Annotated in this window: 20 protein-coding genes; 1 reads left to right on the forward strand and 19 read right to left on the reverse strand. The window is 58.6% G+C overall.

Features of this window, described 5'->3' with window-relative positions:
• Nucleotides 1-114 precede the first annotated feature (114 nt).
• From HMPREF9163_RS01195 to HMPREF9163_RS01275, 17 genes are all read right to left on the reverse strand, one after another.
• Entirely contained in the window at nt 115-1098 is a 984-nt protein-coding gene (locus HMPREF9163_RS01195; RefSeq protein WP_009439796.1) for an aldo/keto reductase, read from the reverse strand.
• Nucleotides 1099-1211: 113 nt separating this feature from the next.
• Entirely contained in the window at nt 1212-2363 is a 1152-nt protein-coding gene (locus HMPREF9163_RS01200) for a mannitol-1-phosphate 5-dehydrogenase (RefSeq protein WP_009439797.1), read from the reverse strand.
• A 12-nt stretch (nt 2364-2375) separates the two neighbouring features.
• Nucleotides 2376-4274 carry a PTS mannitol transporter subunit IICBA gene (locus tag HMPREF9163_RS01205; protein WP_037345580.1) on the reverse strand — a complete coding sequence of 633 codons (1899 nt, stop codon included), beginning with the start codon at nt 4272-4274 and terminating at the stop codon, nt 2376-2378.
• A 37-nt stretch (nt 4275-4311) separates the two neighbouring features.
• Entirely contained in the window at nt 4312-6363 is a 2052-nt protein-coding gene (locus HMPREF9163_RS01210; protein ID WP_009439799.1) for a BglG family transcription antiterminator, read from the reverse strand.
• Nucleotides 6364-6483: 120 nt separating this feature from the next.
• Nucleotides 6484-7530, reverse strand: a complete 1047-nt coding sequence (gene tsaD, locus HMPREF9163_RS01215; RefSeq protein WP_009439800.1) for a tRNA (adenosine(37)-N6)-threonylcarbamoyltransferase complex transferase subunit TsaD — start codon at nt 7528-7530, stop codon at nt 6484-6486.
• Complete coding sequence (gene rimI / locus HMPREF9163_RS01220; protein WP_009439801.1) at nt 7493-7981, reverse strand: ribosomal protein S18-alanine N-acetyltransferase; 489 nt, start codon at nt 7979-7981, stop codon at nt 7493-7495. Before rimI ends, tsaD begins: the two co-directional genes overlap by 38 nt.
• Nucleotides 7978-8697, reverse strand: coding sequence for a tRNA (adenosine(37)-N6)-threonylcarbamoyltransferase complex dimerization subunit type 1 TsaB (tsaB, locus tag HMPREF9163_RS01225; protein ID WP_009439802.1), 720 nt, complete (start codon nt 8695-8697; stop codon nt 7978-7980). Before tsaB ends, rimI begins: the two co-directional genes overlap by 4 nt.
• On the reverse strand, nt 8678-9154 hold the full coding sequence (gene tsaE / locus HMPREF9163_RS01230) for a tRNA (adenosine(37)-N6)-threonylcarbamoyltransferase complex ATPase subunit type 1 TsaE (RefSeq protein ID WP_037345584.1): 477 nt from the start codon (nt 9152-9154) through the stop codon (nt 8678-8680). The genes tsaB and tsaE overlap by 20 nt, the downstream gene beginning before the upstream one ends.
• 109 nt (nt 9155-9263) lie before the next feature.
• Nucleotides 9264-9782, reverse strand: a complete 519-nt coding sequence (rimM, locus tag HMPREF9163_RS01235; protein ID WP_009439804.1) for a ribosome maturation factor RimM — start codon at nt 9780-9782, stop codon at nt 9264-9266.
• Entirely contained in the window at nt 9754-10164 is a 411-nt protein-coding gene (locus HMPREF9163_RS01240; protein WP_006691520.1) for a YlqD family protein, read from the reverse strand. The genes rimM and HMPREF9163_RS01240 overlap by 29 nt, the downstream gene beginning before the upstream one ends.
• A gap of 68 nt (nt 10165-10232) precedes the next feature.
• Nucleotides 10233-10460, reverse strand: coding sequence for a KH domain-containing protein (locus HMPREF9163_RS01245; RefSeq protein ID WP_006306836.1), 228 nt, complete (start codon nt 10458-10460; stop codon nt 10233-10235).
• An 83-nt stretch (nt 10461-10543) separates the two neighbouring features.
• Nucleotides 10544-10819, reverse strand: coding sequence for a 30S ribosomal protein S16 (gene rpsP / locus HMPREF9163_RS01250; RefSeq protein ID WP_006691519.1), 276 nt, complete (start codon nt 10817-10819; stop codon nt 10544-10546).
• A gap of 39 nt (nt 10820-10858) precedes the next feature.
• Nucleotides 10859-12235: a signal recognition particle protein gene (ffh, locus tag HMPREF9163_RS01255; protein ID WP_009439806.1), complete on the reverse strand. Its 1377-nt coding sequence runs from the start codon at nt 12233-12235 to the stop codon at nt 10859-10861.
• On the reverse strand, nt 12232-12597 hold the full coding sequence (gene ylxM / locus HMPREF9163_RS01260) for a YlxM family DNA-binding protein (RefSeq protein WP_009439807.1): 366 nt from the start codon (nt 12595-12597) through the stop codon (nt 12232-12234). Before ylxM ends, ffh begins: the two co-directional genes overlap by 4 nt.
• Before the next feature lie 92 nt (nt 12598-12689).
• Nucleotides 12690-14135 (reverse strand): DUF438 domain-containing protein, encoded by a 1446-nt coding sequence (locus HMPREF9163_RS01265; protein WP_009439808.1) that lies wholly within the window; start codon nt 14133-14135, stop codon nt 12690-12692.
• A gap of 138 nt (nt 14136-14273) precedes the next feature.
• The gene (gene clpB / locus HMPREF9163_RS01270) at nt 14274-16847 is read right to left on the reverse strand and encodes an ATP-dependent chaperone ClpB (protein WP_037345588.1); all 2574 of its coding nucleotides are present in this window, start codon (nt 16845-16847) and stop codon (nt 14274-14276) included.
• Between the two features lie 140 nt (nt 16848-16987).
• The gene (locus HMPREF9163_RS01275) at nt 16988-18877 is read right to left on the reverse strand and encodes a glutamine synthetase (protein ID WP_037345628.1); all 1890 of its coding nucleotides are present in this window, start codon (nt 18875-18877) and stop codon (nt 16988-16990) included.
• Nucleotides 18878-19097: 220 nt separating this feature from the next.
• On the opposite strand from HMPREF9163_RS01275, the gene HMPREF9163_RS01280 reads away from it, so the two are divergent.
• A complete protein-coding gene (locus tag HMPREF9163_RS01280; protein WP_198142757.1) occupies nt 19098-20744 on the forward strand; it encodes a DUF4153 domain-containing protein in 1647 nt (548 codons plus the stop codon).
• 40 nt (nt 20745-20784) lie between these two features.
• On the opposite strand, the gene HMPREF9163_RS01285 is transcribed toward HMPREF9163_RS01280, so the two are convergent.
• Together HMPREF9163_RS01285 and HMPREF9163_RS01290 are read right to left on the reverse strand one after the other, a co-directional pair.
• Complete coding sequence (locus HMPREF9163_RS01285) at nt 20785-21531, reverse strand: ABC transporter permease (protein ID WP_009439812.1); 747 nt, start codon at nt 21529-21531, stop codon at nt 20785-20787.
• The gene (locus HMPREF9163_RS01290) at nt 21528-22301 is read right to left on the reverse strand and encodes an ABC transporter ATP-binding protein (protein WP_009439813.1); all 774 of its coding nucleotides are present in this window, start codon (nt 22299-22301) and stop codon (nt 21528-21530) included. Before HMPREF9163_RS01290 ends, HMPREF9163_RS01285 begins: the two co-directional genes overlap by 4 nt.
• Between the last annotated feature and the right edge of the window lie 81 nt (nt 22302-22382).

Raw genomic sequence — 22382 nt, forward strand, 5'->3', positions numbered from 1 at the left:
TGGGAAATAAGTGAAGCGGTCGGAACTTCATCGTGAGATTCCGACCGCTTCTTTATTATTTTTTCATCATATATAAAATTTATCACTATTCAGTGATATTTGTCACAGTTTGGTTTATATGACACCAAAAACAGCCGACATTGGAATCGACTCCAAACGTGCATCAATCGCAGCAACTTCCTCAGACGTGAGTGCGATGTCCGCAGCCCCCGCATTCTCTATGAGGCGAGCGCGTTTTCGTGTCCCTGGAATCGGCACGATGTACGGCTTCTTGCAGAGCATCCACGCGAGCGCAATCTGCCCGCAGATCGCCCCCCTCTCCTCTGCGATGTCTTGGAGAAGTGCGAGCAGCTGACCGTTCTCCTCCATTGCCTCCGCACTGAACTGGGGCATCCGCGCACGCATATCTCCAGCCGCAAACACAGAATTTTTGTCATATGCACCCGTAAGTACGCCGTTCGCAAACGGAGAGAACGCGACAAAGCCAATGTTCCGTTCTTCAAGCACAGGAAAGAGCGATTCATATGCACGCGCCATCATGGAGTAGCGGTTCTGCACTGCCGTGAGCGGACAGACGGCGTGTGCACGGCGAATGTCCTCCTCCGTCGCCTCGGAGATGCCCCAGTGGCGAATCTTTCCTGCCTGCATGAGATCTGCCATCACGCCCGCGACCTCCTCGGCGGGAATCTGCGGGTCGACACGGTGCTGATAGTAGAGGTCAATGTAGTCCGTCCGAAGCCGTTGGAGAGATGCGTCCACCGAGCGGCGGATCGTCTCAGGGCGCGCATCGGGGACAATCGGGCTTTTGCCCTCCTTTAGGAGGCTCATATCGAAGTGAATGCCGAACTTTGTCGCAAGGACGACCTTGTCCCGATACGGCGCGAGCGCTGCGCCCACAAGCTTTTCGTTATCGTGTGGATCGTCAGGCGTGCCGTACACCTCCGCCGTATCGAAATGTGTGATACCCATATCCACGGCGGCGGCAATCAGCTCCCGCATCTCCACCTTATCCCCCGGCGCGCCGTAGGCGTGGCTCATTCCCATGCACCCGAGCCCGATGGACGAAACTGTGAGGTCTCCAAGTTTACGGTAGTTCATATAAATCCTCCCTCTGTCTGTCGAGAAAACATATGCAAGTCCTTCATCTGATTATATCATAAAAAGAATGACGGCACACAATGTACCGCCATTCCTTTGAAATGCTGTTCTATTTACTTCTTCAGTTCCGCATTCTTCGCGAGAATAAGATCGAAGAGCTCCGTGCCCGCATGAATCTCCGTAAAGTGCGTAATTGCTTTCTCAAGCCCATGTTCCTTCACGTAGTTCTGCACCTCGACCGCCTCGGGATCGTCGGCGTAGTCGAAGCGGAGGGCAGCAGCGATGACCGTTGCCAGCGCCTCGGGCTTTTTGCCGCGCTCGATGAGCTGCGATGCAGGAGAGACGAGGCGATCCTTTGCGCCGAGCTTGCGCTTCGGGCCGCGTGCGACGCGCGTCACGGCATCGGAGAGGTGCGGATTCTTGAACCGCTCCTCCGCCGTGCGGATGTATGCCGCGTGCTTTTCGCGGTCAAAGCCGTATTTCTCGATGAGCAGTTCGCTCGTCTCCGCCCAGACACGCCGGACGAAGGAGACAATCTCCTCGTCCTGCATCGCGGCGGCAATGTCCTCGATGCCCTTTAAATACGCCATGTAAGCGATGGAGGCATGCCCCGTGTTGACGGAGAAGAGCTTGCGCTCGATGTAGGCTTCGAGGTTGTCCACCCACGTCAGCCCCTCGATCTGCGGCTCTGCGCCAACCACACCCGTGCGGTCGACATCCCATTCGCAGAACGGCTCGACCTTCACGAGCAGGGGATCCTCATTGTGCTGAATCGGCACGATGCGGTCAACGGCAGCGTCGGGGAAACCGATGCAGCGGTCAACCTTTGCCTTCACATCGTCCGCGAGATGCTCGTAGACAAAGTTCTTGAGAACGGTCGATCCGCCGACCATGTTCTCACACGCGATGATATTCAGCGGCGCTTCGTTCTTCTCGACGCGGCGCGCTAGTCCCTTCGCGATGTTCGGCGCAATGAATTTGAGGATGTTCGGGCCGATCGCCGTGGTCACGATATCTGCCGTGACAAATGCATCCAGCAGCTCCTCAAGGTTCATGTTGCTGTTGATCGCCTTGACATGCTCCACATGGATGGTCTTCGGCTCATTGCCTACGACCTCGATGTCATAGGCATGGCGCGCATTGATCTCATCGACGAGCGCCTCTGCAACATCGACGAACGTGACCTCGTAGCCCGAGCGCACAAGCAGCTCGCCGATGAAGCCGCGTCCGATATTGCCGCCGCCGAAATGAATTGCCTGTTTCATGACAAGTTCCTTTCAATCCGCCTTCGTGAAGACTTCATAGAGTTCATCGGCGCTCTTCGTCTTGAACAGTTCTTCGAGCTGCTCGTCCGTGTAGTCGCCGACCATGGTCGCAATGTTCGCGAGGATGGCGAGGTGATCGTTGCCGACACCCGCGATGCCGATGACGAGATGTGCCGTCTCATCGCCGAACTTTACACCCTCGGGGTACTGGCAGACGACAATGCCCGTCTTCTTGATCGTGTCCTTGACGGCGTTCTCACCGTGCGGGATGGCAATGCCCTTGCCGATGTAGGTGGAGAGATCCTGCTCGCGGTTGAGCATGCCCTGCACATAACCCTCATCGACGTAGCCGCTTGCAACAAGCATCTTGCCCGCCGTTGTGATTGCCTCCTCGCGGCTGACTGTGGCAAGTCCGACCTTGACATTTTCCTTCAGCAGGACACCTGCGCCGACCGTCTCGGTCGCCTCCGCCTCTGAATCAGATGCGGGCGCGCCTGCCTCCACAGCCGCCTCCTTGAGACGCATGGTGACGATCTCATAGACATTGTTCTGCGTGAAGTCACGCACCCAGATATGCTCCGCCTGCGGGGAGTCTGCAAGCGCACGCTCCGCGAGTTTCTCATGCGAGATGACGAGCTGTGCCTCGGACGGGATTGCGCCGATCGCGCAGTTCGTGACAGAGATGTCCGTATAGCCATCCTTCTTCAGTTTTTTGCGCAGCGCCGCCGCGCCGAGCGCGGAAGAGCCCATGCCCGCATCGCAGGCGTAGACGATGACCTTCAGATCCTTGCCCGCAACCTTCTTCTCTGCGTGGAGATCCTTGCCGCGATTCTTCATGTCGCTCATGCTCTCGCGTGCGGATTCGAGCGACTCATCCTCGACATCCTTCGACATCTTGATAAAGACAGATGCAACCGCGCAGGATACCGCCGTTGCAACGGCAAACGCCGAGAGGTTCGCAAAGAGCGCCGAGCCGTTCGGCGTCATGGCGATGATCGCAAAGATCGAACCCGGTGAGGATGGTGCAATCAGACCGCCGCCGAGGAGACCAAGCGTGAAGACCCCGGACATACCGCCCGCAATCGCAGCGATGATGAGCACGGGCTTCATGAGGATGTACGGGAAATAGATTTCGTGAATACCGCCGAGAACGTGGATGATCATTGCGCCCGGCGAGGACGACTTCGCCATGCCCTTACCAAAGAGCCAGTAAGCAAGCAGAATACCGAAACCAGGGCCCGGGTTCGCCTCGAGCAGGAAGAACATGGACTTGCCGTATTCCTGCGCCTGCTGAATGCCGAGCGGGCTGAGTACACCGTGGTTGAGCGCGTTGTTGAGGAAGAGCACCTTTGCCGGCTCGATAATGATGGACGCGAGCGGCAGAAGCCCCATCGCAACGATTCCCTCCACGCCGCTGCGCAGGATGTCGTTCGCACCGCCGACCACGGGGCCGACAACGGCGTAGGCAATCATCGCGAGGAGGCCGCCGAGAATACCGAGTGAGAAGTTGTTGACCAACATCTCAAAGCCGCCCGGAATGCTGTCGCGGACGGCATCGTCAAACTTCTTGATGATATACCCGCCCAGAGGTCCCATAATCATCGCACCGAGGAACATCGGGATGTCCGAGCCTGCGATGATGCCCGATGTGGCAATCGCCGCCATGACACCACCGCGATGTCCGTAGATCGCTGCGCCGCCACTGTAGCCAATGAGCAGAGGAATCAGCCACTTGCTCATCGGACCGCCGACCTGCGCGAGGTATTCGTTCGGCATCCACCCCGTCGGGATAAAGAGTGCCGTCAGAAAGCCCCATGCAATAAATGCCCCGATGTTCGGCATCACCATTCCGGACAGGAAGCGGCCAAACTTCTGCATGGCCTCCTGTGCACCTCCACCTTGTTTACCCATCATAATCCCCCTTCTAAAAGAGACCTCTAAAAATTATCTACAAGAGCTCTTCCAATCTTTCATGGAAATGCTCTTCAAAAACGTATTCCAGTGCACGGCGTATCTCATCTGCGTCCCCATACGCGAGGATATCTTTGAAGCTCGGCCGCTCCGCAGTCTGCGCCGAGATCGTCCCAAGGAGCTGCTTTGCCGCTGCCGTCTCTGTCGGAGCAAGCATGACGAGTGCCGTACGTACTGCGTCCGCACCGTAGGGAAGCGGCTGCGCGAGACGAAGAACGCCGAACAGAGGCATGCGCAGCGCAGCTGCCTCTGTGTGAAGCAAAATCATCTGCGGCGCGACCCATGTGGGCGCAATTTCCTCACGTCGGAGAAGTGCCGCTGCAATATCAGCCGCCCCCTCCGATACAAGGAGCTGCGCCGCCGCATCTGCCAGCTGCGGTAGTGTCTGCACCCGTATATCCACACGCAGTCGAAATCCCTTAAGCAGCTCATAAATCGCACCGCTCAGGCAATGAATCTCTGCCATCGCCTCGCTGAACTGCGGCTTTTCCTGCGTCTCAATGGCAAACTGCGGCACACAGGAAGCAAGTACAGCGTCGATCCGTGCCCGATCGGATGCTGTCAGAAACGCACTTGCGACGACGACGGGCACGGGGAGCGGCGGGAGCGGAACGGTCGATACAACGAAGTCCACGGCGCGGCGTGTGATCTCCTGCGCCGTGAGCGCGAGGGAGGAGAGCTCCCCTACCACGCGGATGCGCTCGTAGGCGCGGCGGATGCGGCTTGCGAGCAGACGGCTCGTCCCAAGTCCCGTAGGGCACGCGACGAGCACGCGCACAACGGGGTGATCCCCGCCCGCCTCCGTCAGTGCTGCGCCGATATGAATGGCAATGTACGCAATCTCATCGGCGGGAAGCGGTGCCCCGACCTCCTCCTCCATCATACGCGTGGAGTATCGCGCGAGCTCCATGAGTTCCGGATGCTCCGCCTCCACCTCTGCGAGCAGAGGATTGCGAATATCCATGTGGAGTTTCAGCCGATGCAGTGCCGGGGCGAGGTGATTCACCAGACCCGAGAGCAGTGTACGGCTTCTGATGAGTGGCGCACCGCTCTTTTCGGAGGCGAGACGCATAATCGACTGCGCAATCTGTACGAGGCGGAAGTTATCCACCCGCCCTGCCCCTGCAGGAAGAGCCGTACCGCGCGCACCGAGGAGGTGCATCGTGATGTAGCCGATCTCTGCCTCGGGGACGGAGAGGGAAAATACTTTGCCCAACTGTGCCGCAATCATGCGCGCTGCCGCGAATTCCTCCGTGCGGCGCAGCTCTCCGAGCGTCCCCGCATCCATCACAATCGCATCGTGCTGCTGCATGCGCCGCACGGCAAGCGCGAGATGTACGACCAGCCCGACACGCGCGGTATCAGGGATATCCCGCCCCTGCGTCTCCTCGGCAACGATATCATCAATCGTCCGTATCTGTGCCCCGTCAACGAGACCGAGCAGAGCCCGGTCCGCTGCTGATGCCGCTCCCTCCACACCGTCGTCGGCGACGAGTGCGAGCAGCTCCTTTTCATCCATACAGTCGTGAATGATGCGGACGAGTGCACTGCGGATGTCCCGCTCCGCCCCCTCGACGTAAACCCCGAGTCCGGGACGGCGTACGAGCGTAATTCCCTGCTCTGCCAGAAACGGCTGAAGCCGATCGAGGTCGTGACTGACGGTGCTGTCCGTCACGTCCAGAATGCGTGCCAATGCAAAGAGTTTGATCGGCTCGTCTGCCATGAGGAGACGCGTCACGAGAATCGAACGCCGCTGATCGGGGGTCAACTCCCCGCGTACATTTACCTTGGAGATCTGCGTCCTTAGCCGCGTCAGATCCGCCTTATCCCCCGTCAGCATAAAGCCCGCGCCCGTGCGCCTGAGAAGTGTGATGCCGTACGGCATCAGTGCCATCTCGAGCCCGTGCATCTCACGCGTAATGGTGCGTGCACTGACATCGAGGGCAGAGGCGATACGCTCGGCGGGTACATAGCCGTCTGCTGCGAGGAGAGCGGACAGAATCGCCCGCATACGTGCCGTCAGCTCCATCTGCGCGCCTCCTTTCGACCGCTTACAGGATTCATTATAACGAACGGGATTCATATATGCAACGAAAAGACCTTGCCCTTTGTCATGAGGACTTATGGACAAATAAAAAGAGCCGATGCATCACACATCAGCCCAATATTGTTTTACTGAAAATCCAGTCCCGGCTACAGCGTTCAGATAGAGGTCACTGTACTTCCCTGCCGCCGCCTGATACGCGCCGCGACAGGCAATCATGGCAGCGTTGTCCGTGCAGAGGCGCGGCGGCGGATAAAGATAGCGGATACCCTCCGCCGCTGCCGTCTCGCGCAGACGTGTCTCAAGGGACTTATTCGCCGCAACACCGCCCGCGAGGACAAGGGTATCGCGCCCCGCTTCGTGAATCGCCTCAAACGCCTTGTGCACAAGCACCTCGACGACGGCGGACTGGAACGAGGCGGCGATGTCCGCCTTGTTCAGTTCATGCCCCTTCATCTGCTCGCTGTTGATGTAGTTCAACACGGCGGATTTCAGCCCGCTGAAGCTAAATTCGTAGTTTCCCTCCCGTGCAAGTGCACGCGGGAAGTCGATCGCGGTGGGATCACCCTCACGAGCGAGCTTGTCGATCTCGGGGCCGCCCGGATACGGCAGCCCCATCACACGCGCCACCTTGTCAAATGCCTCGCCCGCCGCATCGTCGCGCGTCCTGCCCATCTGGCGGAACGTCTCGTAGTCCGCGACATCGACGAGTGCCGTATGCCCACCCGAGACGACGAGCGACATAAAGGGCGGTCTGAGATCCTCGGACGCAAGGAAGTTCGCAAAAATGTGCCCTTCGAGATGATTGACCCCAATGAGCGGCACACCGAGGGAGAACGCGAGCGATTTCGCCGCCGATACACCGACGAGAAGAGCACCGACCAGCCCCGGTCCATAGGTGACGGAGATCTGGTCGATCTCTGCGAGCTCCGTCCCCGCCTCCGCCAGTGCCTGCTCGATGACGGGCAGGATGCTCAAAATGTGGTTGCGCGACGCGATCTCGGGCACGACACCGCCGTATTTCTGATGAATCGGAATCTGCGTCGCGATCACACACGAGAGGAGTTCACGCGTCCCGCGCAGCACCGCCGCCGAGGTCTCGTCGCAGCTCGTCTCAATCCCGAGCGTCAGTTTCTCCTGCACATCTTTCATTTGCAAATTCCTTCAATTTCGTATGCCACATCAGGATCGCGTCCTCGTCATTGTCCTGATAGTATTTCTTGCGCACGCCGATTGCTGCAAAGCCGAGCCCCTCATAGAGACGCAGCGCGGGCATATTCGACGGGCGCACCTCGAGTGTCATGCGCTCTGCGCCGCGTGCTGCCGCCGCACACATCAGCCGCGTCATGAGATCTTTACCAACCCCTCTGCCCCGCTGCGCGGAGGTCAGCGCGATATTCGTCACCTGCGCCTCCTCGAACGAGATCCAGCAGCCGCAAAAGCCGATGATCTCCGCATCCTCGAGCACAACGATATAGCAGGCAAAGTCATTCGATGCTTCGCGCCAGAAATCCTCACGCGACCACGGTGTCGGGAAGCTCTCACGCTCGATGGCAGCCACGGCCTCTGCGTCCTCCGGCAACAGTGTACGAAAGTGAATCACTGTGCTGCCTCCGTACCGTGCCGCTTCTCCCACAGCACCTCCGCCTCACTGCGGCGCAGGTAGAGCGGTGCAGCAGTCACGGGATCGTCCATCTCCCCGCGTGCAAGCCGCGTGAGTGCCGCGAGACCCACACATGCCGCACGCGGCATCCGCGCATGAATCGGAGCAAGGCGCACATTTGCCGGAAGTGCGAGCGTCGTTTTCTTCTGCATGGCATCGCCGAGCAGAATCACAGGCTGCTCTGCGTTCTCCAATCCCACGATGACCTCCGTCAGAGGAAGGATGGAGAGTGCATGCTTTTCCCTTAGGTGTAATCCATCCAGCCCCGCCTCCCACATGAATTCCTGCGCATAGACATTTCCTTTCTGCGCGTCCATCATGGGAACGAGGCGCACACCCTCACAGATATAGTGATGGGCAAGCGCCTCGAGTGTCGGTACTGCGATGAGGGGAATGTGCAGGGCATACGCCATCATCTTTGCCGACGCAAGTCCGATGCGCAGCCCCGTGAACGAGCCGGGACCGATGCTGACGGCGATTCCCTCGAGTTCAGATTTTTCCACACGCGCCATACGGAGTGCCGTCTCGATGTGCGGCATCAACGTCTCCGAGTGCGTCAGTGCTCCCTGCATGCTGATCTCTGCCGCAACGCGCTCCGCCGACAGAACGGCAACGCTCGAGACCTGCGAGGAGGTATCAATGCTCAGGATTGACAATATCGCTCAACTCCTCCAAGAGAGCCGTGCTCAGCTCCCCTTCGGCGGCAAAGGTGAACTGCCGCTCCTCCCCGTCCAGTGCCGCGATGTTTACCTGCACGCGATCCTCAGGCATCGCATCGGGAAATTTCTCCGCCCACTCGATCAGAACAATGCCCTCCGTCGCCTCAACGTACTCATAGAAGCCGATGCCTTCCAGTTCCTCCTCGGATTCGATTCGATAGAGGTCAAAATGCACAATGGGACATGCCGCCTCATAGATGTTCATGAGGTTGAACGTCGGGCTCGTCACGTCGCTCTCCACCCCGAGCGTCCGCGCAAGCGCACGCACAAAGAGCGTCTTGCCCACCCCAAGTTCTCCATCGAGGCAGATCACCGTCCCCTCGCGGATGATTTTACCGATTGTTCCCGCTAAATGCGCAGTCTCTTCGGGAGAGTGCGTGATACAGGTGAGCATATTCTGACCCCTTATGAATAAAAGAAATAGAAACTTTTGATACATTATAACATGAGACGCGATTTTCCGCAAAGAAAAAGCGGAGCGGAGAGATGTTCTCCCCGTCCGCTTACTGTGGAAATCGTACTGTCATGCGTCCACCCGGCACATCGATCTCTCGTACAACCGAACGCAGTGCAGGGATGAGAATTTCGCGCCCGTCCTCACTGCGCACGGCATAGACATCGTTGCTGCCCGTACGGAGAACATTCTCGACCGTGCCGAGAACACGCCCTTCCTCATCGTACACCGTCAGCCCCACGATATCAAAGACGTAATACTCGCCCTCATCGAGCGGTGCCGCCTCTGCTCGCGCAACCGTGAGCAGCCGCCCCGTAAGTTTCTGCGCGTCCTCGCGGACAGCGTACTCACGGAACCGCATGAGAAAGTTCTTCCCCTGCGGCTTGACGCTCTCGATGTGCAGCAGCTCATCGCCGACCATAACCTCGCGCAGCGCAGCGAACCGCTCTGGAAAATCCGTGAGCGGAATGATGCGCAGATCGCCGCGAATGCCGTGCGGTGCGCCGACGCGCCCGATGACGATGCGCTCATTGTTCGTATCAGGAACGGATGGCGACAATCTTGTCATCCTCCACCAGAATCTCGACGTTCATCAGCTCGCGCATATCGTCGCCGACCTTCGCCTTGACCAGACGCTCAAGCGTCCCCTGCACGATTTCCGCACCCTCGACGAACTTTTGCAGCTCTTCGCGATGTGCCGTCGTCTCCTCGATGTAGTCGAGACGACGCTGACGCTCCTGACGGATCGCGTTGATGTGCTGAATCGCCTGCGGCGTCAGCTCGCCCTGCTCCGCCTCCTGCATGACGCGCTTCTCCTGGATGCCAAGCTGCTGCACCTCGAGCTCCGCACGGCTGAGACCTTCCTCCATCTCCTTGAGCATCTTCGCACGTAGCTTCTCCGTCAGCTTTGCCTTGACGGTGACAGGCACCTTCATTGTGATTGTATCCACTCTGTATTTCTCCTATTGCAACAAATATGCAAAAACGGCGACCGTCCGAGACGCACGCCGTTTGCACATCAGCCGATCTCGACCGTTGCCCTCTTATTCTCCTTCGTCGCGGCAGCCTTGACAACACTGCGCAGCGCTTTTGCGATGCGCCCCTGCTTGCCGATGACCTTACCCATGTCATCCTCTGCCACACGAAGTCTCAATATGATCTCCTGATCATCCTGCGTTTCGTCAACGACGACAGCTTCCGGATGATCGACCAAGGATTTTGCGATAACCTCGACTATCTCTTTCACGCCGGTCGTCTCTCCTCATCGCAATACGCACGCCGCGAGAGTTCACCGAGATGGTGAAGTCCCCCGCGCACGCACTGTATTTGTCAGTCCTTCTGACGCTTTGCCTCGGCGAATTTCGCCATCGTACCGTTCTTGCTCAGGAGGTTCCTGACCGTGTCGGTCGGCTGTGCGCCCTTCTTCATCCAGTCGATTGCCTTCTCCTCGTCAATGCTGACGACAGCGGGCTGCTTCGACGGATCGTAGTTTCCAAGGATCTCGATGAATCGACCGTCACGCGGTGCACGCGAGTCGGCGACCACAATGCGATAAAAGGGATTCTTCTTCGCACCCATGCGGTTCAAACGAATCTTGACTGCCATAATTTCACCACCTTTCGTTGTGTGTTATTTACTGTGTATTTATTTGAAGAATGGCATCTTCGGAAGCCCCATGCCGCCGAGTGACGGCATGGAGGGCATTCCGCCCTTGCCCTTCATCTTCTTCATTTTCTTCATCATCTTGCGCATCTCGCCAAACTGCTTGAGCAGCTTATTGACATCCTGCACGCGTGTTCCGCTGCCCGCAGCGATGCGCTTGCGACGGCTGCCGTTGATGATTGTGATGTCCGCACGCTCCTTCGGTGTCATCGCACGGATGATTGCCTCAAGCTGACGCATCTCCTTGCCGTCGAGGTCAAACTCCTGATCGCCGAGCTTCTTCTTGAGGTTGCCCATCCCCGGAATCATGCCGAGGATGCTATTCAGCGATCCGAGCTTCTTCACCTGCTGCAGCTGATCGAGGAAGTCGTCGAGCGTGAAGTCGTTCTTGCGGAGCTTCGCCTCCATCTTCTTCGCGTTTTCGAGGTCGAAGTTCTCCTGTGCCTTCTCCACGAGGGAGAGCACATCGCCCATGCCGAGGATGCGCGATGCCATGCGGTCGGGGTGGAACACCTCGAGCGGTTCGAGCTTCTCGCCCATGCCGACGAACTTCACGGGACAGCCCGTGACCGCCTTGATCGAAAGTGCGGCACCGCCGCGTGCGTCGCCGTCGAGCTTCGTCATGATGACGCCATCCAGCCCGAGCGACTCGTCAAAAGACTGCGCGACGTTGACGGCTTCCTGTCCCGTCATGGCATCCACAACGAGCAGGATCTCATGCGGCTTTACCGCAGCCTTGATATCGCGCAGCTCCTGCATGAGCGTTTCGTCGATCTGCAAACGTCCCGCAGTGTCGATGATGACGACATCGTTCGCGTGCGATGCCGAATGACCGATCGCGGCGCGTGCAATGGCGACGGCATCCTCCTGCCCCTGCGAGAACACGGACACTTCGACCTTTTCACCGATGACTTCGAGCTGCTTGATCGCAGCGGGACGATAGATGTCGTCCGCGACGAGCAGCGGGCGCTTGCCCTGCTTCTTGAGCATGAGCGCGAGCTTGCCTGCCGATGTGGTCTTACCCGAGCCTTGGAGGCCGACGAGCATGATGACGGTCGGCGGGTTCGGACTGATGTTGAGACGGCTCTCCGTCCCGCCCATCAGCGCGGTCAGTTCCTCGTCAACGATCTTGATGACCGCCTGTGCCGCCGTGAGTGTGTCGAGCACCTCCTGCCCGACGGCACGCTCCTTCACGCGTTTGACGAAGTCCTTGACGACCTTGAAGTTCACGTCTGCTTCGAGGAGCGCCATCCGCACCTCGCGCATGGCATCGCTCACATCGTCCTCGGTCAGCTTGCCATGTCCGCGCAGCTTCTTGAAGATCCCCTGCAAACGATCGGACAGATTTTCAAAGATCATTCTCCCACCTCCCTCGTATCATCCTGTGATGTGTATTGTTCCAGTTCGTCCGCGATGCGCCGCACATCAACGCACGCAATCGGTTCTCTGAGTGCACGCAGCTCCGCACAGATCGCAGTAAGTGCGTGCTCCTGCGCCTGTTGACGCGCGAGGAGTCCGAGTGTCTCCTCCATCTCCGTGAGCGCACGCTCTGCGCGGCGGATATTGTCATGCGCCGCCTGCCGCGTGATGCCCAGCTCCTCGCCGATCTCAGCGAGGGAAAAGTCCTCTGCAATGTGCAGACGCAGACACTCACGCTGCTTTCCCGTAAGAAGTCCTCCATAGAGGTCATACAGCCGTGCGAGCTCGTAAAGTCGCTCCATGCACATCACCTGTTTCTAAACACTTCTGCGATTATAACGGCAAACGAAAAGCCTGTCAAGTATTTTTCTTGACAGGCTTTTCGTTTTATCTCTTAGCGACGGAATTTTTCCAGCGGCTCTGCGTGGTCGGTCACAAACTCGACTGTGCCGATATACTCGCCCGACTTATCGTACATTGCCTGATAGTGCACGCGAATCGGACGCTCGCGGATGTAGCGGTGCACGATCATCTGCGTGCGCTTCTTCGCCTTGAAGTCCGCAATTAGATTCCGCACGACGGGGATGATCTCGGGCGGGTGGCAGTTCATCACGTCGCGCCCGAGTGCGGACAGCGGACGTGTGAACACCTGCCCCTCGTTTGTGAAGAAGCGGACGACATCATCCTTGTCGATGAACGTGATGTCCACGGGCAGCAGCTGAAGGATCGTCGTCAGCTGCTCCATCGACAGCTCGCCCGTCGGGAACTGGAGCTTCCCTCCCACCTGAGACTGTGCGAGACGCGCTGCCTCCTGATCGAGCCACGGCTGCGCCTCTGCCCACGCAGGGATGGGAACGCCGAACGAGATACCCATGTCCGGCAGATCGTGATAGCAGCGATACCATTCCATCTGCGTGAAATAGCGCAGGCTGAGTGGGAAGAGAATCTTCTCTTCCTTGAAGATCATCTCGCGGATGCGCTGCGTGAGTGCACGGATCCGCGCCTCATACATGGGCAGCGTCTCTTCATCCGCCTTGAGCGCCTTGATAATCATGGCGAGCTCGCGCTTCATCTCATCGTCGATGCCCCACATGACCTGCGAGGGTCCTGTGACACCGTAATCGTAGAGAAGCGGCATCAGCAGCTCTTCCTTCTTGATGTAGTGGGAGCGCACATCGCCGAGCGCAAGAATGTGTTGGAACATGACATCCGTCCGCTTTGCGCCGTCCAGCTCAGCCTCAATCGTGTCGAGCAGAGTCTCGAGTGCCGCATTCTCCGCGCGCAGGATCGTAAGCGGATGTGCCTCGGGCAGTGCGTCAATATCATCAGGGTTCACCGATGCTGCCTGCGCATGTATCTCATCATGTGAGAGCGCACCCGGCGGCGGCTCGCTCGCCACGCCGTGAAAGAGCGCCGAATGCACGTCACAGAGGCGCTGCACCTCACTGACGGGCATTCCTTCCTTGATGAGGGTCTGCTCTGCCGTCATGATTTCCTGCGCGTCAACGTGGCTGAACTCCTGTACGAAGTCCGCACGAACGGAGTCGAGATCCTCGCCGCTCGACAGGCGTTCGATGAAGTTCCGAATGCGTCCCTGCCGCGACTGTGCATCATCGCTGATCACCTGATATCCGCGCTCCTCAAATGCCGCAATCACCTTCGCGAGGTCGATGCCCTTCACCGCCGCGCCGCGCGGAATCGTCATGATGCGCCCCATCACGTTCAGCGCAACGGGGTTTGTAATCTCCTTAAAGCCGATCTCCGCCATAATCTCACTGACTTCGGGATTCTCCTCCACCAATTCGGCGACCGTCTTTTTCAGATCCAGTATCTTCTCCATCGTCAAAGCTCCTTTATATATCAAATGCTCTTTGTCATCTCTGTGTGATGATTATAACGCAGGTCGGTGAAGAAAGGCTGTAACCTTTGGTACGAAACAAAGAAAAAGACTGCCCCGAAAAGAGCAGTCTCAAGATATTCAGAGGGTCTTAAACGTAAACTCCGTCCCGTCATAGCCAAGCTCCACGACATCACCGCCGCGCACATCACCCGCGATGATCTTCTTCGAGAGGGCGGTCTCGACCGTGTGCGTGAGCAGACGACGGAGCGGACGCGCACCGAAGTCGGGGTCGAAGCCTTCCTCCGCGAGTGCCGCAAGCGCCGCATCATCCCATGTGAGCTGGATGTCCGCCTGACGCTCAAGACGCTTGCTGAGTGCCGCAAGCATGATTGCCGCGATGCGCTTCACATCGTCCTTTGTAAGAGCCTTGAACACAATCGTATCGTCCACGCGGTTCAGGAACTCGGGGCGGAAATACTCCCGCAGCAGGGCGCGCACCGCCGTCTCCGCCTCTGCGTAGTCCTTGCTCAGGATCTCATGCGAGCCGAGGTTGCTCGTCATGATGATGACGGTGTTCTTGAAGTTCACGACGCGCCCCTTGCCGTCCGTCAGACGCCCGTCGTCGAGAATCTGCAGCAGCACGTTGAACACGTCGCGATGCGCCTTCTCGATCTCGTCGAGCAGGATGACGCTGTACGGACGGCGGCGCACCGCCTCCGTCAGCTGGCCGCCCTCATCGTAGCCGACATAGCCCGGAGGCGCACCGATGAGACGCGAGACGCTGTGCTTCTCCATATACTCGCTCATGTCGATGCGGATCATGCTCCGCTCGTCGTCAAAGAGGGACTCGGCGAGCGTCTTTGCAAGCTCGGTCTTGCCCACGCCCGTGGGGCCGAGGAAGATGAAGGAGCCAATCGGACGGTTCGGATCCTTGATGCCCGCACGTGCGCGCAGGATTGCCTCGCTGACTGCCGTTACCGCCTCGTCCTGACCGACGACGCGCTCATGTAGCACCTCTTCGAGGTGGAGCAGCTTCTCGCGCTCGCCCGTCATCATCTTCGTGACGGGTATGCCCGTCCAACGGCTGACAACGCGCGCGATGTCCTCCTCGCCGACCTCCTCCTTGAGCATACGCTCGCCCTCGGACTGCGCGGCAATCGCCGCCTCCTCGTCCGCGAGCTTCTTCTCGAGCTCGGGCATCTTGCCGTATTTCAGCTCCGAGGCACGCGCAAGGTTTTGGGCGCGCTCCGCAGCCTCCATCTCGCCGCGCAGTTCGTCCATCTCCTTCTTGATGGCGCGCACGCGCAGGATCGCCTGCGTCTCGCCTTCCCACTTCTCCTGGAGCTTCTGCTCCTCGGTGTGAAGTTCTTCCTTCTCGGCAACAAGAGCGGCGAGCTTTTCTTTCGATGCCTCGTCCGTCTCCTTTTTCAGAGCCTCCTCCTCGATGTCGAGTTGGAGGATCTTGCGCCGAATCTCGTCAAGCGGTGCGGGCATGGACTCGATCTCCGTGCGCAGCTTTGCCGCGGCCTCATCGACGAGGTCGATTGCCTTATCCGGCAGGAATCGGTCGGAGATGTAGCGATCCGAGAGCGTTGCCGCTGCAACGAGTGCCGCGTCGCGGATGCGGACGCCGTGATGCACCTCGTAGCGATCCTTGAGTCCGCGCAGAATCGAGATCGTGTCCTCCACGCTCGGCTCGCCGACCATGACGGGCTGGAAGCGGCGCTCGAGCGCCGTGTCCTTCTCGATATACTTGCGGTACTCGTTCAGCGTCGTCGCACCAATGCAGCGCAGCTCACCGCGCGCGAGGAGCGGTTTCAGCAGATTGCCCGCATCCATCGCACCCTCGGCCGCGCCCGCGCCGACGACCGTATGTACCTCGTCGATGAAGAGCAGGATCTGCCCCTCAGACTTTGCAATCTCATTGAGTACCGCCTTGAGACGTTCCTCGAACTCGCCGCGGAACTTCGCACCCGCGACCAGTGCGCCCATGTCGAGCGAGTAGAGTGTCTTGTTCTTCAGCGACTCTGGCACATCCCCCGCCACGATGCGGCGGGCAAGCCCCTCGACAATCGCTGTCTTGCCGACGCCCGGCTCACCGATGAGCACCGGGTTGTTCTTCGTACGGCGCGAGAGAATCTCGATCGAGCGGCGGATCTCCTCGTCGCGTCCGATCACGGGGTCGAGCTTGTTCGCACGTGCCGCCGCTGTCAGATCGCGCCCGTATTTCTCGAGCGACTGATACCCCTCCTCGGGGTTGTCGCTCGTGACATTCTGCTTGCGATGTTTCTGGATCGCATCCTGCACCGCACTCTTCGTCAGCCGGAACTCACGCGCAATCGCCTGCACCTCGTCGCTCCCGTCCGTGACGAGTGCGAGCAGGAGATGCTCCGTCGAGACATACTCGTCCTTCATCGACTTCGCCAGTTCCTCGGCTCGGCCAAGCACGCGCACCATATCCATCCCCATGCCGAGACGGTTCGTACCGCGCACACTCGGGATAGTTGCAAGCTCCTTCTCAAGCCGTGCCTTGAGCATCGGCAGGTCGACGTTGCAGACCTCGAAGATCGTTGCGAGCAGCCCCTCCGGCTCCTTTGCGAGCGCGAGCAGCACGTGCGCCGACGTGATTTCCTGATGATAGCGCATTGCAGCAATCTGCTGTGCCGATTGCAGCGCAGCAAGCGTCCGCGCTGTGTATTTATCCTGTTCCATATCCATGTCCTCCACAATTTATTTCATGTTTATGTCTCCATTATAACAGATAAGGTCAAAAAGTCAAATATAATTTTTGATTTTTTGACTTTTATTTTTCAAAAGAAGCTCCGCCGAATTTTCGACAGAGCCTCTTACGGTCAGATCATATTCTTTTTATAGCATTCGTAGAGCCCCTTGAGCTCCTCCATCTTCGCATACATCTCAAGCTGCAGCGCGGATGCCGTTGGGTAGTCGCCCTCATTCAGTGCCTTGATGAGCAGGGTGAAGAGTGCCTTGTCGTCGATCGTGTCCTTTGCGAGGTAGATACGAAGATCGTGGATCTTGTTCCACATATAGGCATCCTGATCGGTGACGAAATCGCTCTTGATCTCCGTCATGCGGCGCACGAGCTTGCGGTTCTCGGGGATGATGCGGCTGATGAGCTCGATCTTCCAGCGCAGGAGCGCGCCCGTGCGGAACGAGTCGATGATCTGCGGGCGGAGCGTATTGCCCGCCGTGAGCACCGCCACCTTCTCGGGGTAGAGGTCGAAGCCGAGCATGTTCTCCCAGACGGTCGCGGGCGGCTTGCCAAAGCGTGCGTCTCGCTCTTCCGCCGTATAGTACTCGAAGACATCCTCCTCGCTCCGATAGGCGCGGTCGGTCTCGAGGTAGAAGCCCTTCTCGCCCGGCTGCTTCGAGAGCTCACCGAGAAGCTGTGCCGTCGTGTGTCCCGCCGTATGGCGAATGCCGTCGAGAATCGCAAGGTAGGCTGCGGCGATGACGAGATAGGTGTTGGAGTACGGATTCGTTGCGCGCAGCTCGAAGCGCGTTGCGAGCGGGTTCTTGAGGTCGCGGATGAGGCTCACGAGCACCGTGCGGTTGCGCGACGGGATTGCGGGCGTCGTGCCGAACGAGGTGACGACGCAGACAGGCGCCTCAAAGCCCGGCTTCAGACGGTTGAATGCATCATTCGTCGCAGAGACGAACGGATTGATCGCCTCGTAGTTCTTGAGGAGCCCCATAAGCGCACCGTAGCCGACGGCATTCATATAGTCCGCGTTCTGATCATCGGCGGCAAAGAGGCTGTGCCGCTTACCGTCCTTCGTGATCGCCGCGAGGCTGAGATGCGTGTGCTCACCGTTGCCCGCAAGCCCGATGAGCGGCTTCGCCTTGAAGTTGACCTCGAGCCCGTAGAGGCGGAAGATCTCGCGGACGAAGGTGCGGACAAAGAGCTCGTTGTCCGCCGCCTGCACGGCGTTGTCAAACTGCCAGTCGATCTCGATCTGCTCGCAGACGTGCGTCATGCGGCCATTCTCGTCGATCTGCGCCTTGAGTCCGCCGACCTCCTTGTGCCCCATCTCCATGTGGAAGCCATATTTATCGAGCTGGATGAGGCAGTCCTCGAGCGCCGTGCGCACAGCGCCATGCGTGCGCTCCCAATACTGCTCGTTCATCACCTGCGAGGCGGACATCTCCTCGATGGACGCATTGTCATCAAGCGGCGTCTTGACCCAGAACTCGAGCTCCGTCGCCGACGTGAACGCAATGTCCACGATGTCCTTCCCGTTCAGGCTCGGCGATCCCGAGATCTCCGGATTTGCGTGGAAGAAATCGAGCAGCTCCTGCTTGACATAGGCGAGTGTATCCACAAGCGCGGCACGCGAGTCGACGCGCTTTTCCTCGTGAATGATAAAGGATGGGATCCGCAGCGTCCCGATGGGCAGCCCCATCTCCTCGTCCGAACTCTCGGGATCGTAGTCCACGAACCAGTTGACCGCAGGATCGATCGGAAGATCCACCTTCGCGTTATTGATCGTTGCAATCTTCGGCAGGACGACAGAGGAGCCGTCCGTCTGCACGGCTGTTCCGTTGTAGAATTTCTCAATGTCCTCAATAAAAATCCGCACGGGGATCTTCTCATCTGTATCGTTGCCCGCCATATCGATCCCCACGAGCGAGACGAAGCGCACCTCGGGATGTGCCTTGAGCTGACGAATGACCTCCTCGCGCGGCGTATTGGCAGGAATTTTATAGAGAAGCTCGTTCATATTGCGTACCATCCTTTTCCTAAAAGAAAGCCGAACAGATTCCCTGTCCGCACGGAAAAATCCACGCGCCCATCTTACCATTTTTCGGAGGGGATTGTAAAGGTATCTATGGGATGTATTCACGAGGTTAATCCTATGTGCATTGACGGAAAATTACCAGAACGATAGAATGTCGGCATGGACTTCATTTTATCAGCAATTTCTTAAGGAGGGGAGCACATTGAATATTTCCATGAGGATTCTGCATCTGAAGGGGCAGGCGCACGCGCTTGTCCGCCGCTTTCCCGTCGCCGTCTGCTGGCAGGTCGTCGGATTTCTTGTCGCCGCAGCGATCATCCTGCTGCGCCCTGAGAGCACATCGCCGTTCGGCACTGCGGGTACTGAGCTGTTCGATCATCTCATCCGCCTCATGCCCGCGCTCTTTGCCGCATGGCTGGCAGCGGCTGCATGTCAGCTGCTCACAGATGCCTTTCCGCAGAAACGGCCGATCCTGATCGGCGCAGCGGTTTCCATCGCGCTGTTCATCGTGCTTGCCGCCCTGTGGTATGGCGTGGAAACACCGAGCAGGCATTTGCTGATCGGAACGGGCGGCGTTTTGCTCGCACTCTCCTTCCTCGCGCTCTTTTTCCTTGAACGCGCAAACAATGCGACGGGACTGCCCGCCCTCACCTTTGCAGCTGCCTTTTCACTTGGGACGAGCATCCTGCTCTTCCTCGGACTCATGACCTGCGCCGCCGCATTCTGGGCACTCGTTGTAACCGACGCCGCCTCATGGACGGCAGAGACGGTCTATCTCTTCATCGGGTTGACAGCGTATGGGCTGTGGGGCGCGGGCGCATTTCTCGGCACACTGCCACAAGCGGGCGCTCGCTATTCCTTCCCTGCCGCCGCGCAAAAAGTCCTGCTCTATCTCCTCTTCCCCGTCTACGCCCTGCTCCTCCTCGTGCTCTACCTCTACGTGGGCAAAATTATTCTGGCAGGTGAGATGCCCGTCGGCACAATGAACTGGTACGCCTCGTTCGCTCTCCTTGCCTTCACATTCTTCTTCGGCACGCTCGCGGAGCAAAATCGTCTCTCGCTTTTCACACGCTTTCTGAAATGGGGGCTTCTCCTCTTCCTCCCCATCCTCGCCATCCAGCTCTACGGCGTGTATCTGCGCTATGAGGCGTATGGGCTGACGACGGCACGCTACGCCTCGATGATCTGCACCATCTGCGGTATCTATGCTCTTATCGTCGCATTTTTGAGGAAGAAACCGCAGCAGATCTACCTGTGCGCCGCCATCCTCGCGCTCATCTTTACCCTCACCCCGCTCAACATTATCGACGTGCCGCAGCACAGTCAGGAGGTGCGGCTGAGCCGCATCCTCACGGAGAACGATCTTGTGCAGAACGGGCAGTTCATCATAAGAGATGATACGCCGCCCGAACTGATCGAGGAGATCAGGGACATCGCCTTCTACATTGGAGAGGAGAGCTCCCCGCTCGCCGCCAATATTATCAGCGAAAGTTACGGCGTCAAAGGGCTCAGACAAACAAAGATCTATGATATTTCATTTGACGCCCGCGAAGCAATGGATATTTCGGGATATCAAACGCTCCGCCGATTCAGCAGAGAAGATATAACCCCCGAAGGCTTGCTTACCATCAGGCGGGCAGACGGAACCGAGGAGCTCATCGACCTCGCCCCCTATATCGACCGAGTGACAGCGTACGCGGAGGAGCACAATACCTTCTCTCTTCCAAAGGAATTGCAGGAGTACGAGGCAGGAGACTATCGCCTCCACTTTGATGCGATCTATTTCACCCGCGCGGCGGACGGCGGGATCAATTACTTCGATACAAATGGATTCGCATTGATGCGCTAGACACGAAAAGAGCGACTGCACGATCAGCCGCTCTTTTCATTTACGATCGATTCCACGCACATAGGCGCCGCTCCGCCCAGTCGAGCAGGGCAAAGAGCAGCAGCCCCATCGTACTGAGAACAACGATGCCCGCATACATATCAAGGTAGTTCACACGCAGCCACGCGTCCATAATATAGTAGCCAATGCCGTACTGCGTGCCGAACGTCTCCGTGAAGAACAGCACGGAGATCGCCGTTGCCATCGCCACGCGCACAGCCGTGATGAACTTCGGCAGTGAGGCGGGCACGATGATGTGCCGTACAATCTGCGCAAAGGACGCACCGAGCACGCGCAGCGGCGCATAGGTCTCGGCGGGAATCACGGCAACGGCGTCGCGCACGGCAACGACAACCTGAAAGACGATGATGAGGAAGACAAGCAGCAGCTTGCTTGTCTCCCCCACTCCGAAGAGCAGCATGACCACGGGCAGCAGCGCAATCTTCGGCACGGGATAGGTCAGGTAGAGGAGCGGTGCGAGCAGACGGTTCACGCGCGGGAAATATCCCATCAGAACGCCGACGGGATAGCCCACGGCAACGGCAGCAGCGAGACCGAGCACAATGCGCATCAGGCTGTAGCCCGCATGAACGGCAATCACGTCTGTAAATTTCTGTGCGAGACGCAGTAGCACTTGCTCTGGCGGCGGGATCACGGGCATCGCGAGAAGATGTGCAACAACCGCCCAAAGAGCAAGCGAGAAGATGATGCCAAGCACGAACATCCGCAGTGAAATCTTCGCCATCATACGCCTCCCTCGATCTTTGCGCGCAGCTCCTGCCCCATCGCAAAGAACGTCTGAGAGGAACGGTGCGCGAGGTCGCCCGCATAGGGATTGTCCATGATCTCGGCAACGCGCCCCGGCGTCCCGCGCATGACTGCAATCCGCCCTGCGAGCGTCAGTGCCTCCTCGACATAATGCGTCACGAGCAGGGTCGTCACAGCTTGCTTTTTCCACAGCGAGAGGAATACCTCCTGCATGGACTCGCGCGTAATCGCATCGAGCGCGGAGAACGGCTCATCCATCAGCAGGAGATCGGGGGCGAGCAGAAAGACGCGCGCAAGCCCCACGCGCTGTTGCTGTCCCCCCGAGAGTTCACGCGGATAGCGCTCCAAGAGGTCGGAGAGTCCAAGATCTGCGACGAGTTCATCAAATGCCGACACCCGCTCGGTGCTCCACTCCCCCTTGATCTGTGCGCCGAGCAGGATATTCTCGCGCACTGTCTTCCATGCGAGCAGACCGTAGTTCTGCGGCAGGAAGCCAATGCGCAGCGTGCGCGGGTCAATGGGCACGCCATCTGACGTGATTGTCCCCGCAGTCGGGCGCACAAGTCCCGCCCCCACGCGCAGGAGCGTGGACTTGCCGCAGCCGGACGCACCGATCAGCGCGAGCACTGTCCCCCGCTCCACGCAGAGGCTCGTGTCCGCAATCGCGTGCACAGCATCCGTCCCTGTCCCGTAATCCACGGACACCCCCGAAAAGCACAGCAAGTGATCTCCCCCTTCATAATTTTCCATAGGGATAGTCTAACACAAAATTGCCGCTGCGACAAAAGAAAGCGCATTGTTCCTCACGTATAAGTTTAACTTACCGCGAAT

Origin of the sequence: Selenomonas sp. oral taxon 138 str. F0429 (genome assembly GCF_000318175.2) — a bacterium.
In the GTDB taxonomy this organism is placed as follows: domain Bacteria; phylum Bacillota; class Negativicutes; order Selenomonadales; family Selenomonadaceae; genus Centipeda; species Centipeda timonae.

Bases quoted from the DNA above. Each gene is read 5' to 3' on its own strand.
- HMPREF9163_RS01290 (WP_009439813.1), bottom strand. From the start codon at position 22,301: ATGGAAAATTATGAAGGGGGAGATCACTTGCTGTGCTTTTCGGGGGTG.
- clpB (WP_037345588.1), bottom strand. From the start codon at position 16,847: ATGGAACAGGATAAATACACAGCGCGGACGCTTGCTGCGCTGCAATCG.
- HMPREF9163_RS01200 (WP_009439797.1), bottom strand. From the start codon at position 2,363: ATGAAACAGGCAATTCATTTCGGCGGCGGCAATATCGGACGCGGCTTC.
- rimM (WP_009439804.1), bottom strand. From the start codon at position 9,782: ATGACAAGATTGTCGCCATCCGTTCCTGATACGAACAATGAGCGCATC.
- HMPREF9163_RS01195 (WP_009439796.1), bottom strand. From the start codon at position 1,098: ATGAACTACCGTAAACTTGGAGACCTCACAGTTTCGTCCATCGGGCTC.
- HMPREF9163_RS01275 (WP_037345628.1), bottom strand. From the start codon at position 18,877: ATGAACGAGCTTCTCTATAAAATTCCTGCCAATACGCCGCGCGAGGAG.
- ffh (WP_009439806.1), bottom strand. From the start codon at position 12,235: ATGATCTTTGAAAATCTGTCCGATCGTTTGCAGGGGATCTTCAAGAAG.
- tsaD (WP_009439800.1), bottom strand. From the start codon at position 7,530: ATGAAAGATGTGCAGGAGAAACTGACGCTCGGGATTGAGACGAGCTGC.
- tsaE (WP_037345584.1), bottom strand. From the start codon at position 9,154: ATGCTCACCTGTATCACGCACTCTCCCGAAGAGACTGCGCATTTAGCG.
- HMPREF9163_RS01205 (WP_037345580.1), bottom strand. From the start codon at position 4,274: ATGGGTAAACAAGGTGGAGGTGCACAGGAGGCCATGCAGAAGTTTGGC.
- HMPREF9163_RS01285 (WP_009439812.1), bottom strand. From the start codon at position 21,531: ATGATGGCGAAGATTTCACTGCGGATGTTCGTGCTTGGCATCATCTTC.
- ylxM (WP_009439807.1), bottom strand. From the start codon at position 12,597: ATGGAGCGACTTTACGAGCTCGCACGGCTGTATGACCTCTATGGAGGA.
- HMPREF9163_RS01210 (WP_009439799.1), bottom strand. From the start codon at position 6,363: ATGGAGCTGACGGCACGTATGCGGGCGATTCTGTCCGCTCTCCTCGCA.
- rpsP (WP_006691519.1), bottom strand. From the start codon at position 10,819: ATGGCAGTCAAGATTCGTTTGAACCGCATGGGTGCGAAGAAGAATCCC.
- HMPREF9163_RS01265 (WP_009439808.1), bottom strand. From the start codon at position 14,135: ATGGAGAAGATACTGGATCTGAAAAAGACGGTCGCCGAATTGGTGGAG.